14 protein-coding genes are annotated in these 12,136 nt (G+C 51.1%); 6 read left to right on the top strand and 8 right to left on the bottom strand.

Translation table 11 applies throughout. The features are described from left to right. Positions 1-27: 27 nt before the first annotated feature. Genes NHN17_RS03715 through NHN17_RS03700 form a run of 4 tightly spaced genes read left to right on the top strand, consistent with a single transcriptional unit; the run spans position 28 to position 3,361 of the window. Positions 28-1,854 (top strand): penicillin-binding protein activator, encoded by a 1,827-nt coding sequence (locus NHN17_RS03715; protein ID WP_255040790.1) that lies wholly within the window; start codon positions 28-30, stop codon positions 1,852-1,854. Next, entirely contained in the window at positions 1,838-2,206 is a 369-nt protein-coding gene (locus tag NHN17_RS03710) for a YraN family protein (protein ID WP_255040789.1), read from the top strand. The genes NHN17_RS03715 and NHN17_RS03710 overlap by 17 nt, the downstream gene beginning before the upstream one ends. Before the next feature lie 3 nt (positions 2,207-2,209). Continuing rightward, a complete protein-coding gene (locus NHN17_RS03705) occupies positions 2,210-2,800 on the top strand; it encodes a phosphoheptose isomerase (RefSeq protein ID WP_107350038.1) in 591 nt (196 codons plus the stop codon). Positions 2,801-2,821: 21 nt separating this feature from the next. Then, positions 2,822-3,361: a BON domain-containing protein gene (locus NHN17_RS03700; RefSeq protein ID WP_255040788.1), complete on the top strand. Its 540-nt coding sequence runs from the start codon at positions 2,822-2,824 to the stop codon at positions 3,359-3,361. 90 nt (positions 3,362-3,451) lie between these two features. On the opposite strand, the gene sspB is transcribed toward NHN17_RS03700, so the two are convergent. From sspB to zapE, 8 genes are all read right to left on the bottom strand, one after another. Further along, positions 3,452-3,946: a ClpXP protease specificity-enhancing factor gene (gene sspB / locus NHN17_RS03695; protein WP_255040848.1), complete on the bottom strand. Its 495-nt coding sequence runs from the start codon at positions 3,944-3,946 to the stop codon at positions 3,452-3,454. A gap of 2 nt (positions 3,947-3,948) precedes the next feature. Next, positions 3,949-4,587, bottom strand: coding sequence for a stringent starvation protein SspA (gene sspA / locus NHN17_RS03690; protein WP_107350041.1), 639 nt, complete (start codon positions 4,585-4,587; stop codon positions 3,949-3,951). Positions 4,588-4,672: 85 nt separating this feature from the next. Further along, the gene (locus NHN17_RS03685) at positions 4,673-5,410 is read right to left on the bottom strand and encodes a cytochrome c1 (protein WP_255040787.1); all 738 of its coding nucleotides are present in this window, start codon (positions 5,408-5,410) and stop codon (positions 4,673-4,675) included. Then, the gene (locus NHN17_RS03680) at positions 5,407-6,672 is read right to left on the bottom strand and encodes a cytochrome b (protein ID WP_255040786.1); all 1,266 of its coding nucleotides are present in this window, start codon (positions 6,670-6,672) and stop codon (positions 5,407-5,409) included. The genes NHN17_RS03685 and NHN17_RS03680 overlap by 4 nt, the downstream gene beginning before the upstream one ends. Continuing rightward, a complete protein-coding gene (gene petA / locus NHN17_RS03675; RefSeq protein ID WP_255040785.1) occupies positions 6,672-7,262 on the bottom strand; it encodes a ubiquinol-cytochrome c reductase iron-sulfur subunit in 591 nt (196 codons plus the stop codon). The genes NHN17_RS03680 and petA overlap by 1 nt, the downstream gene beginning before the upstream one ends. Positions 7,263-7,694: 432 nt before the next feature. Then, complete coding sequence (gene rpsI, locus NHN17_RS03670; RefSeq protein ID WP_107350045.1) at positions 7,695-8,087, bottom strand: 30S ribosomal protein S9; 393 nt, start codon at positions 8,085-8,087, stop codon at positions 7,695-7,697. 15 nt (positions 8,088-8,102) lie between these two features. After that, on the bottom strand, positions 8,103-8,531 hold the full coding sequence (rplM, locus tag NHN17_RS03665; RefSeq protein WP_255040784.1) for a 50S ribosomal protein L13: 429 nt from the start codon (positions 8,529-8,531) through the stop codon (positions 8,103-8,105). 284 nt (positions 8,532-8,815) lie between these two features. Beyond that, a complete protein-coding gene (gene zapE / locus NHN17_RS03660; RefSeq protein WP_255040847.1) occupies positions 8,816-9,913 on the bottom strand; it encodes a cell division protein ZapE in 1,098 nt (365 codons plus the stop codon). Between the two features lie 240 nt (positions 9,914-10,153). Between zapE and zapG the strand changes: the two genes are divergently transcribed. Continuing rightward, the gene (zapG, locus tag NHN17_RS03655) at positions 10,154-10,603 is read left to right on the top strand and encodes a Z-ring associated protein ZapG (protein WP_255040783.1); all 450 of its coding nucleotides are present in this window, start codon (positions 10,154-10,156) and stop codon (positions 10,601-10,603) included. Positions 10,604-10,712: 109 nt separating this feature from the next. Continuing rightward, positions 10,713-12,080 carry a Do family serine endopeptidase gene (locus NHN17_RS03650; protein WP_255040782.1) on the top strand — a complete coding sequence of 456 codons (1,368 nt, stop codon included), beginning with the start codon at positions 10,713-10,715 and terminating at the stop codon, positions 12,078-12,080. Positions 12,081-12,136 lie beyond the last annotated feature (56 nt).

The following is a 12,136-nucleotide window of genomic DNA, read 5'->3' as shown; positions in this document are numbered from 1 at the left end:
GTAATTTGTCACAGTTGAATGAATTCAATGCTCAATTTTACCCATAAGCGTAAAAGTGTATCACGACTGTTAGCCCCTGTAGCCCTTGCCGTGCTTTTGGCAAGCTGTAGTACCTCTAACCAGCCTGTCGTGGCCACCGATATTACAGCTGCCGCTACTGATAGTGCAGCCAATTATCTGATCAAAGCCGAGTCAAGTGAAGGTGCCGAGAGCATCAACTGGAATATCCTGGCGCTCAAAGCGCTAATCAAGGAAGGCCAGTGGAGCCAAGCCAACCAACTTGCCACCCGCCTAGGCCGGATGAACATGGATCCGCTGCAGATGGCAGAATGGCAGTTAGCACGGGCGACCCTGGGCTATCAGCAAGGCCAGCCTAAGGCCGCCCTTGATTCACTGAACTTCCAGCCATGGTGGACCCTGGCCGACAGCCAGTACCTGCGCTACCACATGCTGCGGGCTGAGCTTTTCCGTCAGACCAACCAGCCGCTCAACGCAGCCCGTTCGCGTACCGCACTGGATCAGTACCTGAACAATGACCAGAAAGCCGCGAACTGGCAGAATCTGTGGCAGGACTTGTCCAACTACAGCAATAACCAGCTCCAATCCGTTACCCTTACCGGTGACGAAGAGGTTCTGCGTGGCTGGATCCAGCTGGCGGTGCTGAAAAACACTTACTCCCAGCGCCCAGTCAAACTCAAGGGCATGGTCGAAGATTGGCTGGCCAGTCACCCTTACCACCCGGCGAATCAATACCTGCCAACCGATCTGGACAGCATTATGTCGCTGGAAATAGCCCAGCTCGATAATGTTGCCCTGCTGCTGCCCCTCACCGGCCGTTTCGAGCAATCGGGCAAAGCGGTCCGCGATGGCTTTATCAATGCCATGCTTGACGACACCGGCCGTGAGGCACAAACCGAGCTGACCGTCTACGATACGGAAGCCGAAAGCATGGCAACGATTGTGGCCAAGCTCGAGCAAAGCGGCGTCGAGATGGTGATCGGTCCTCTGCGCAAAAACAAGATCACCGAGTTCCAGCGCTCCAACAGCAGCAACATTGCCCTGTTAGCCCTCAATGAACCAGATCCAAGCCAGTTGACCCAAGAGAATGCCTGCTACTTCTCTCTCTCTCCTGAGCAGGAAGCCGAGCAGGCTGCTCGCCACCTCTTTGCCAAGGGTCACCAATACCCGATGGTATTAGCTCCTGGCAACAGCTTTGGCGGACGTGTCAGCAATGCCTTTATCGAACAATGGCAGCAACTGACCGGCAATACACCGGCAACCCGCCAGTTCAGCTCGCGCAAGCAGATCCAGCAGGAGATTGCCGCGGTATTTGGTTTGACCGATAGCCAAGCCCGCATCAAGCAAATGCAGCAGGTACTGGGAATGGATCTTGAAGCCGAGCCACGTAGCCGCCGTGATACCGATGCGGTGTACCTGATCGCCAATGTCAACGAGCTGACCCTGCTCAAGCCGTTTATCGAAGTGGCCATCAACCCGGATGCCTCGCAACCGAAACTGTACGCCAGCTCACGCAGCTACCCGGATCGTGATGCCAACACATCAGAAATCCGCGGCATCGAGTTTAGCGATATCCCGCTACTTATTGATGCCAACCACAACTTCATGAACCGCTATGAAGAATTGTGGCCGGACAGCCAAAACACCGATGTCCGCCTTCATGCCTTCGGGATGGATGCCTACAAAATGGTGTCCGAGCTGCCACAGATGCGTGTGGTCGATAACTACACGACCCAGGGCAATACCGGCCAGCTCAGCCTGGATGACGAGTGTGTGATCCAACGTAAGCTTAGCTGGGCTATCTATACCGGGAACGGTATTGAGTCCGCTCAATAAGCGTCAGCAAGGGCAAACCTACGAGGCTATGGCCGAGCAGTATCTCTGCCGCCATGGCCTGCAATCTCACACCCGTAACTTCCAATGCCGCAACGGCGAAATAGACCTGATCATGCGCGATAAACAGTGCTGGGTCTTCGTCGAAGTTAAATTCCGTAAAAACAACCATTACGGTTCGGCCGCAGAAGCGGTAAACTGGCGCAAACAGCAACGCGTTAAGCGTGCAGCCTTATTTTGGCTTAAGAAAAATGGCTTCGCCATTGAACACACAGAGTTTCGATTTGATGTGGTATCGCTCGAAGGTATCCCCCCACAGATCGAATGGTTTACCAACATCCTAGTAGAAGGTTAATCCATGCTAGAGAGCATCAAAGAAAGTTTCACTGAAAGCATCCAAACCCAGATTGCCGCCGCCGAGGCTCTGCCAGACGCAATTTCCCAGGCAGCTCAGGTCATGGTGCAAAGCCTGCTCAATGGCAACAAAATCCTCTGCTGCGGTAATGGTGGTTCGGCTGCACACTCGCAGCATTTTGCTTCCTGCCTGATCAACCGCTTCGAGACCGAGCGTCCAAGCCTGCCAGCCCTTTCTCTTACGGCTGATACTACTACCCTGACGGCAGTGGCAAACGACTATCACCACGATGAAATTTTCTCTAAGCAAGTTAGGGCTCTAGGCCAGGCCGGCGATATCCTATTCGTACTGTCGACCAGCGGCAACAGCAAGAATATTATCAAGGCCATGGAAGCGGCCCTGACCCGAGATATGACTATTATTGCCCTGACCGGCAAAGACGGTGGCGAAATGGCAGGCCTGCTCGGTATCCAAGATGTCGAGATCCGCATTCCGTCACAGCGCACAGCCCGGATCCAGGAAGGGCAACTGTTGGTGGTCCATTGCCTGTGTGATCTGATCGACAAGGTCTTGTTCCCCCATCACGAAGGATAAGCTCAACAAGGAAGGTAAACCATGAACTGGCGTTCGCTATTTGTTCTCCTGCTGGCATTCGGCCTACAGGCTTGTGCCGCTTTAGACCCGGCTGACAACCGCTCGGTCACCCAGCAATGGCATGACCAAGAAATCGAAATGGAAGTCGGCGGTCTGGCCAACAAGCCGCCTTACCGACAGCATACCCGGGTAAATGCTATTGCCGTGGAAGGAAAAGTATTGCTGGTCGGCCAGGCTACCGATCAGGCCTACAGCCGCCAGCTCGAACAACAAGTGCGTGAGCTGAAAAACGTCAACACGGTATACAACCAGCTCCAGATCCGCCCATTACCCTTGATGGGTGAAGTCAGCAAAGACAGCTGGCTGACCACCAAGGTTAAGGCCCAGATCATCGGAAGCAAACAGTTGCGGGATGCGACCATCAAGGTAGTCACCGAAGGTCAGGAGGTGTTCCTGCTCGGCTATATCAGCCGTGAGCAGGGTAACGTTGCCGCCGATATCGCCCGCAATGTGTCTGGCGTAAAGAAAGTCGTTAAGGTGTTTGAATACCCTGAGGACTAAGGTTAGCGTCAAAAGAATGGACCCAGAAAAGAAAAACGCAGCGATAGCTGCGTTTTTTTATGCGTTGACTTCACCACGTTTACGGCGTGATTATTTCACTACGCGGAGGCTTGGGCGGCCACGAGGGCGCGGTGGCTCATCATCGGGTTCGGATTCAGATACAGCTTCAGTCACCGCCTCAACAGGCGCAAGCGCTTCCTGAGGTTGCTCTTCAACAATACCTTCCACCTCTTCAATGTCAGCCATATCAGTCGCATAAGCAGGCTCTGGCTCGAACATAGTGCCAGCACCGTTTTCGCGGGCATAGATAGCCATAGCGGCATAAAGCGGGACAATCACCGTATGAGGTCGGCCACTAAAGCGAGCACTGAAGCTGATAGCCTCGTTGCCCAGCTCCAAATTACCGACCGCACGCGGGGCAACGTTCAGGACAATTTGTCCATCACTGACAAATTCCATCGGAACCTTGACACCCGGTAGCGTTGCATCAACCACCAAGTGCGGGGTCAAGTCGTTATCTACCAGCCAATCATAGAAAGCGCGCAACAAATATGGTCTACGCGGTGTCATGTTGTCGATGTCCATCATTAATTGCCAGCCAAACGCATTTCGCGCTCTGCTTCAGTCAACGAGGCCAAGAACGAGTCACGCTCAAATACGCGAGTCATGTAGTTTTTGACTTCTTTGGCACCAGCACCAGTCAGCTCGATACCCATTTCAGGCAGACGCCACAACAGCGGTGCCAGGTAACAGTCAACCAAGCTGAACTCTTCGCTCATGAAGTAAGGGAACTCAGCAAATACTGGGGCAAGAGCCATCAGCTCTTCACGCAGTTGCTTACGCGCTTTATCAGCCTCGTCAGCTGTGCCGTTATTCACTTTCTCAGCCAATGTGTACCAGTTACGTTCGATACGGTACATCATCAAACGGCTGTTACCACGAGCAACAGGGTAAACAGGCATCAATGGCGGATGAGGGAAACGCTCATCCAAGTACTCCATAATGATACTTGCTTGGTAAAGTGCAAGCTCACGGTCAACCAAGGTCGGCACAGAGTTGTACGGGTTTAGGTCAAGCAAATCTTCCGGCAGGTTGTTTGGGTCAACCAGCTCAATTTCAACGCTTACACCTTTTTCTGCTAGTACGATACGCACCTGATGGCTGTAGATGTCAGAAGCATCAGAATACAGAGTCATCACCGAGCGTTTATTGGCAGCAACAGCCATTAACCCCTCCAGTATACTTAAATACACAAAAAGCAACGGGGGCACCGGCCCCCATTGCGAGATTCTAACCCACTAGATTACCTGATCAGTGGACATCACGCCAATATTCTTTCTTCAACAGTAATGTTAGTACAAAGAATATCACGATAAAGCCCATAACCCAGTAACCCATTCGCTGGCGTTCTAATTTCATTGGCTCTGCTGAATATTCGAGGAAATTGACGAGATCACGGACAGCCTCATCATATTCTTCATCGTTCAACTCACCCGTTCCATCAGATTCGATACCAACATATACCTGCACTTCTTCGCCATCAATCAGGCGGGATTCGTACACTTTGCTCGGCACACCTTGCAGCTCTTCCAGCACATGAGGCATACCCACGCTTGGGAAAACCACGTTGTTCACCCCAAACGGACGGCTAGGATCCGCATAGAATGAACGCAGGTAGGTATATAGCCAGTCACTGCCGCGAACTCGGGCCACCATGGTCAAGTCAGGTGCAGGCGCACCGAAAGACGCCGCGGCGTATTCAGTCGGGATCGCATTGATCATCAGATCACCAATCTTGGCTTCAGGATCAAACACCATGTTTTCCATCATCAGATCAGAGGGGATGCCAAAATCCGTTGCGACTCGTTCATAACGCTGGTATTGGGTCGCGTGACAACCGAAACAGTAGTTCATGAAGGTCTGGGCACCACGCTGCAGCGAAGCCTTATCCGTCAGATCATTGCCTGCTTTATCCAACGGCACCGATGGGCCCGCCGCCATAGCCAGAGACGGTAGCAGGGCAAATAGCATTACAATCAACGTCTTCATTTGAATGTTACCCTCTCTGGTAGCGGTTTGGTTGCTTCATTTTTGCTATAGAAGAACAGCAGAACGAAGAACATGAAATACGCAAAGCTGAAGATCTGCGCCATAAGGGTGTACGTCGGGGTTGCTGGCAGTGCCCCCAGAATACCCAATGCAACGAAGCTGATAGTGAACTGGACGATATTGGCCAGGTGAAGCTTGCTGCGATAGCGGTATGAACGCACCTTACAGCGATCCAGCCATGGCAGTAGGAACAGCACAACAATCGAGGCTCCCATCGCAATAACACCCAGCAGCTTGTCCGGTACCGCACGCAAGATGGCGTAGAACGGAGTGAAATACCAAACCGGTGCAATGTGCTCAGGGGTCTTCAGCGGGTTGGCCGCTTCAAAGTTAGGTGGCTCAAGGAAGTAGCCGCCCATCTCTGGGTTGAAAAAGATCACGTAACTGAACAGGAAGGCAAACACCGCCACACCCACCATATCTTTCACCGTCCCGTAAGGATGGAAAGGGATAGAGTCGATAATGTCGTACTTCTTGCTGTAGTAAGAGTGGAACGGGAACTGGGTCTTATAGTCTTCCCCCTTGCTGCCTTTAGGTAACTTGGTTTCGATACCGTCCGGGTTGTTTGAGCCCACTTCGTGCAATGCGAGAATGTGTAGTACAACCAGCAGTAGCAGCACGATTGGCAGCGCAATAACGTGAAGGGCGAAGAAGCGGTTCAGTGTCGCACCGGAGATCACGTAGTCACCACGGATCCACAATGTCAGATCATCGCCGATCACTGGAATGGCACCAAACAGCGAAATAATAACCTGCGCCCCCCAGTAAGACATCTGGCCCCATGGCAATAGGTACCCCATAAAGGCTTCGGCCATTAACACCAAGAAGATCAGCATCCCGAACAGCCACAACAGCTCACGAGGTTTCTGGTAAGAGCCGTAGATCAAGCCACGGAACATATGCAGGTAAACCACGACAAAAAATGCCGAAGCCCCCGTCGAGTGCATGTAACGAAGTAGCCACCCGTACTCAACATCACGCATGATGTATTCTATCGAGGCAAAAGCCCCGTCGCCGGAAGGCACGTAGTTCATTGTCAGCCAGATCCCGGTAATGATCTGGTTGACCAACACCAGCATGGCCAAAGAGCCAAAGATATACCAGAAGTTGAAGTTCTTCGGCATTGGGTACTCTGACAAATGCTTCTTATAGGCATTCATCACTGGCAGGCGTTTTTCAAACCATCCAAGTAATGCATCCATTAGGCATTCTCCTCGTCCTGACCAACCACAATGGTATTATCATCCAGGAATGTATGAGGTGGCACCACCAGGTTCAATGGCGCTGGCACCCCAGCAAAAACCCGGCCCGCCATATCAAATTTCGACCCGTGGCATGGGCAGAAAAATCCAGACGAAATACCATTGACCTGCTCACTGAAGGTATTAGGTAAATAGGTAGGTGAACAGCCTAGGTGGGTACAAATACCGACGGCTAAAAAGATTTCAGGTTTAACTGAACGAAATTCATTCTGGGCATATCCGGGCTGCTGAGGTTCCGCCGAAGACGGATCACGAAGCTGGCCGTCATGGCCACCCAATTCTTTCAAAACAGCGTCGCTACGGCGGACCACCCAAACAGGTTTACCACGCCACTCGACGCGAACCATTTGGCCTTCTTCCAACTTACTGATATCAACTTCAACTGGTGCTCCCGCGGCTTTTGCTCTCGCGCTCGGGTTCCATGATTTGATAAAAGGCACGGCTACAGCGGCTGCACCCAAGCCTCCAACAACCGAAGTCGTCGCAGTCAGGAAGCGGCGTCGGCCGTTACTTACTGGCGCATTGCTCATCCAACATTCTCCCATGTGCTCCCGCTCTGGATTATTATTATGTCCTTGTGCGTCCCTGGAGCTTACGGCTAACTTTCAACGGAAAGAAACAACAGCTCCCTTCCAACCCGGAAGGCCAAAATGGTGATACAAAGCTGTTGCTTATCACGCCAAATGATAAATAAAACCCCACTTTTTGACAAGACAAAGCTACCTTTTCGCAACAAATGTGAGAGGTATGTTCTTTTTGTTATTTTTAATAGTACAAAAGGCTGTTGTATAGCTAATTTAAACTGCTAAAAGGATCAAAGAAAGGCGCGGATATACCGCTAAGCACGGAGGAAATGTTGCTTAGATGTGACGAAACAGGCGGATAATTCAGATAATAAAAAAGCCCAACCCGAAGGTTGAGCTTTTGCACACAGTTTCCAGAATAAATTCTGAAGCGTAAAATTAACGCTTAGAGAACTGTGGACGACGACGTGCTTTACGTAGACCAACTTTCTTACGTTCAACTTTACGTGCATCACGAGTTACATAACCCGCTGCGCGTAGTGCTGGACGTAGAGTTTCATCGTATTCCATAAGTGCACGAGTGATACCGTGACGGATAGCACCAGATTGACCAGTAATACCACCACCTTTAACAGTGATGTATAGGTCAAGCTTCTCAAGCATTTCTACTAGCTCTAGAGGCTGACGAACAACCATGCGAGCAGTTTCGCGACCGAAGTATTCTTCGATGCTACGCTTGTTGATTACGATGTTGCCAGTACCCGGTTTAATGAAAACACGAGCAGCTGAGCTCTTGCGGCGACCAGTGCCGTAGTATTGATTCTCTGCCATTGTCATCTTCCCCAATTAGATGTCTAGAACTTTAGGCTGTTGTGCAGCGTGATTGTGCTCAGTACCTGCGTAAACTTTCAGTTTACGGTACATAGCACGGCCTAGAGGACCTTTAGGAAGCATGCCTTTAACAGCAGTTTCAATAATCATCTCTGGTTTCTTGTCAAGAAGTTTCTCGAAGCTGATAGACTTCAGACCACCGATGTAACCAGTGTGGCGGTGGTACATCTTGTCAGTGCGCTTAGCACCAGTTACTGCAACTTTTTCAGCGTTGATAACTACGATGTAGTCACCAGTGTCAACGTGCGGAGTGTATTCCGGCTTGTGCTTACCACGTAGACGAGATGCGATTTCAGTTGCTAGACGACCAAGAGTTTTACCTTCAGCGTCAACAACATACCAGTCACGTTTTACTGTTTCTGGTTTAGCAACGAAAGTTTTCATGCTAATTATTACCCAAAATTAAATAGTTTCACTTTACAGGAGCAGTATGCTCCCTCTGTACAGAGCCCCAGTCATAACCCCTTCGAGTAGTTGGCACTCCCGGCTTTTGCCGTTACAGGTACGGTGGGTCGCAAGATTATAGGGAAGGGTGGAGAAAAAATCACCTTTTTTTGAAAAAAAATTACGATTTTTTCACTTGACGGGGCTAAGGCCCAAAACTAAAAGTTATCAGCCTCTATTTAGAGCCTTTTTTACAACAATGACCAACCCCTACCTCAGCGGCATTATGGCAGGTGCGCACTGGCTAAATAGTCGTGGCTCTGCATTTCGATCAGTCGTGAACAGCAACGCTTAAACTCGAAAGCCAACCTTTCGCCCTGATACAATTGCGCCAAGCCCACTTCGGCAGAAATAATCAATTTGACGTTGCGTTCGTAGAATTCATCGACAAGGGCGATAAAGCGCCGGGCTGTATCGCTGTCGTCCTCAACCATCTGCGTCACCCCAGACAACAAGACAGTATGGTAGATCTGCGACAGCTCCATATAATCACTCTGGCTACGGGCAGTTTGGCACAGGGTGGAGAAATCAAAATGGATCACCCCCTCTCCTTCATGCCGGATCGGCAGGGCCCGGTTATTGATCTCAATCGTCCCCCCCACTCGATGCTCGCCAGCGGCCAACTGCTCGAAATAATGCAGCATATTGTGTTCAGCCTGTTCGTCTAGCGGGAAATGGTATATTTCAGCCTGCTCCAGCGTTCGCAACCGGTAATCAATTCCAGAGTCCACATTCACCACTTCGCAGTGGGTCTTAATAAGTTCAATAGCAGGAAGGAAGCGGGCTCGCTGTAGGCCATTTCGGTAAAGCTCATCGGGGGGAATATTCGACGTTGCCACCAACGTGATACCCCGGCGGAACAGGGCTTCGAACAGGGTACCAAGGATCATCGCATCGGTAATATCTGAGACAAAAAACTCATCAAAGCAAATAATATCGGTTTCAACACAAAACCGTTCGGCGACAACTTCCAGCGGATCCGACTGCTGCTCCAGCTGTTTCAGCTCCTGGTGAACCCGGTGCATGAAACGGTGAAAATGGACCCGCATCTTGCGTTTTGTCGGTAGGCAGTCATAAAACGTATCGACCAGATACGTCTTGCCACGCCCTACCCCGCCCCAGAAATAGAGCCCTTTTACCGGTGCTGCAGGCTCAGCCGGACGGCGCATCAAACGATCAGCCCAGCTTCTTTGTGGTACAGCCCGTGGGGCCTGAAGCCGGTGATAGAGGTCATCAAGGTGGCCTACGGCCATCGCCTGAGCCGGATCGGCAACAAAGTCGCTGCGCTCAAGGTCGTGTTGATATTTTTGTTGTGGGGTCATCCTTGTTAAGCCCAAACCGTCATTATCCATGTGCGAGATAGTACCATGCTGCTCCATGTACATGTATAGTATCTAAACAAGTTGATGAGCAGATGAAGTTGGTGATCTATTCAGCACCAATTAAATCTCAGTGTTATACAACAGGGATGATGATAAGCGTTTACCGTTTCCCCCGCAGGTACGCCTGCCCCACGGTGCCGTTATCCCCCTGTCCCCATAAAAGAGCAAAAGGAGTTTTTCATGGCTTGGATTTATGCGCTGTTGATTTTCATTGCCGGTGCCATTGTCGGTGCCTTTGCCACGCGGCTGAGCAATAAAGGCTTGAAGCAGCAAAAAGAACTGAAAAAAGAGCTAGAGAAGTCAAAATATGAACTCGAGCAGTTCCGTCAGGAGCTGGTTGACCATTTCGCCCAGAGCTCAGATCTGCTGGATAACATCGCCAAAGACTACAGCAAGCTTTACGAACACATGGCGAAAACATCGACCGAGCTGATGCCGAACCTACCGGCTCAAGATAACCCATTTGCCCGCCGAATCAGTACACTGGAAGCGGTGAAAGACACCAAAGAAGCTCAGGACGAACAGCCACGCGATTACGCCAATGGTGCTACGGGCCTGCTAAAAGACCAAAAACCAGAACCCGTTGCCGACGAGCTAAAGCCTGAAACTGAAGAGTCAAAGGCGAGCTAAAAAAATCTTAGGAACTAAACACCCGTTTTCAAGTCTGAGATAAAGCAGGTATATCAACATACTAGGAAGTGTGCCTGCACTTGGACTTGAAAATCGGAGTTTAGTCATAATGAAAAAAACAATACTTGTTTTAAGCGCCCTGACCATCGGTATCAGCTCTGTTATTACCCCAGTGACGGCAACAGCCGCCCTTCCCCAGTCAGTTAACAACCAGCAGATGCCCAGCCTAGCCCCAATGCTAGAGCAAGTTACCCCTGCAGTCGTCAGCATTGCCGTTGAAGGTAAGCAAGTATCCAAACAGCGTTTACCCGAAACATTCCGCTTCTTTTTCGGCCCAGACTTTCCTGAAGAACAAATTCGAGAGCGCCCTTTCCGCGGTTTAGGCTCGGGAGTGATTGTCGACGCCGACAAAGGCTATATCGTTACCAACCACCATGTAATCGGTGGTGCAGACAAGATCATGGTCCAGCTACATGATGGACGAGAGGTCACCGCCGAACTGATCGGTAGCGATGAAATGTCGGATATCGCCCTGCTCAAGCTGAAAGACGCCAGCGACCTGACCCAAATAAAACTAGCCGACTCCGACAGACTGCGCGTCGGCGACTTTGCCGTCGCCATCGGTAACCCATTCGGCCTCGGCCAAACAGTCACCTCCGGGATCATCTCAGCCCTTGGCCGCAGCGGACTGAATATCGAAAACTTCGAAAACTTCATCCAGACCGATGCCGCCATCAACAGCGGTAACTCTGGCGGTGCCCTGGTCAATCTCAACGGCGAACTGATCGGCATCAATACTGCAATCCTCGGCCCCAATGGCGGCAATGTCGGGATTGGCTTTGCTATCCCGGTCAACATGGTGAAAAACCTGACCGAGCAAATCCTCGAATTTGGCGAAGTCAAACGCGGTATCCTTGGCGTACAAGGCGGTGAGCTGACCTCCGAGCTAGCTGAAGCTTTTGGCTACGAGACCAACCATGGCGCCTTCATCAACCAGGTGATGCCTGACTCCGCTGCCGAGAAAGCGGGCTTAAAAGCCGGGGATATCATCGTATCGGTTAATGGTAAGCAGATCCGCACCTTTGGTGAGCTGAGAGCTAAAATCGCCACCCTGGGTGCAGGCAAAGGTGTGACGCTGGGTATTGTCCGTGACGGCAAAGAAATAGATGTCACCGCTAAGCTGCAGGAAAGCTCCGCCAACAAGGTAAAAGCAGAGAGTTTACATGAGGGTCTGGCCGGTGCTGAGTTCGCCAATACCACATCGAGTGATGGTGCCAAAGGTGTCAAGGTCACTAGTCTGCAGGAGAACTCCGAAGCTGCCCGTTTTGGCCTGCAAGAAGGGGACATTATCCTCGGCGTCAATCGACAAGCCGTCCGTAATCTGGGTGAGCTGAGAAAAGCCCTTGATAAAAAACCGAGTGTACTGGCCCTTGAGGTCAAACGAGACAACAGCGTCCTTTATCTTATCATCCGCTAACCCGCCCCACAGGCAGCCGGCCTGCCCGGCTGCCATATGCCTTTTCTCCCACCACG

Origin of the sequence: Photobacterium pectinilyticum (assembly GCF_024357955.1) — a bacterium.
Taxonomy (GTDB): Bacteria; Pseudomonadota; Gammaproteobacteria; order Enterobacterales; family Vibrionaceae; genus Photobacterium; species Photobacterium pectinilyticum.
This window is presented reverse-complemented; position numbering and strand designations above follow the sequence as displayed.

Excerpts from the sequence above, each read along its gene's own strand:
- zapE (WP_255040847.1), bottom strand. The coding sequence starts at position 9,913 with ATGACCCCACAACAAAAATATCAACACGACCTTGAGCGCAGCGACTTT.
- NHN17_RS03680 (WP_255040786.1), bottom strand. The coding sequence starts at position 6,672 with ATGGATGCATTACTTGGATGGTTTGAAAAACGCCTGCCAGTGATGAAT.
- sspA (WP_107350041.1), bottom strand. The coding sequence starts at position 4,587 with ATGGCTGTTGCTGCCAATAAACGCTCGGTGATGACTCTGTATTCTGAT.
- petA (WP_255040785.1), bottom strand. The coding sequence starts at position 7,262 with ATGAGCAATGCGCCAGTAAGTAACGGCCGACGCCGCTTCCTGACTGCG.
- NHN17_RS03650 (WP_255040782.1), top strand. The coding sequence starts at position 10,713 with ATGAAAAAAACAATACTTGTTTTAAGCGCCCTGACCATCGGTATCAGC.
- NHN17_RS03700 (WP_255040788.1), top strand. The coding sequence starts at position 2,822 with ATGAACTGGCGTTCGCTATTTGTTCTCCTGCTGGCATTCGGCCTACAG.
- NHN17_RS03685 (WP_255040787.1), bottom strand. The coding sequence starts at position 5,410 with ATGAAGACGTTGATTGTAATGCTATTTGCCCTGCTACCGTCTCTGGCT.
- NHN17_RS03715 (WP_255040790.1), top strand. The coding sequence starts at position 28 with ATGCTCAATTTTACCCATAAGCGTAAAAGTGTATCACGACTGTTAGCC.
- NHN17_RS03705 (WP_107350038.1), top strand. The coding sequence starts at position 2,210 with ATGCTAGAGAGCATCAAAGAAAGTTTCACTGAAAGCATCCAAACCCAG.
- sspB (WP_255040848.1), bottom strand. The coding sequence starts at position 3,946 with ATGGACATCGACAACATGACACCGCGTAGACCATATTTGTTGCGCGCT.
- zapG (WP_255040783.1), top strand. The coding sequence starts at position 10,154 with ATGGCTTGGATTTATGCGCTGTTGATTTTCATTGCCGGTGCCATTGTC.
- rpsI (WP_107350045.1), bottom strand. The coding sequence starts at position 8,087 with ATGGCAGAGAATCAATACTACGGCACTGGTCGCCGCAAGAGCTCAGCT.
- rplM (WP_255040784.1), bottom strand. The coding sequence starts at position 8,531 with ATGAAAACTTTCGTTGCTAAACCAGAAACAGTAAAACGTGACTGGTAT.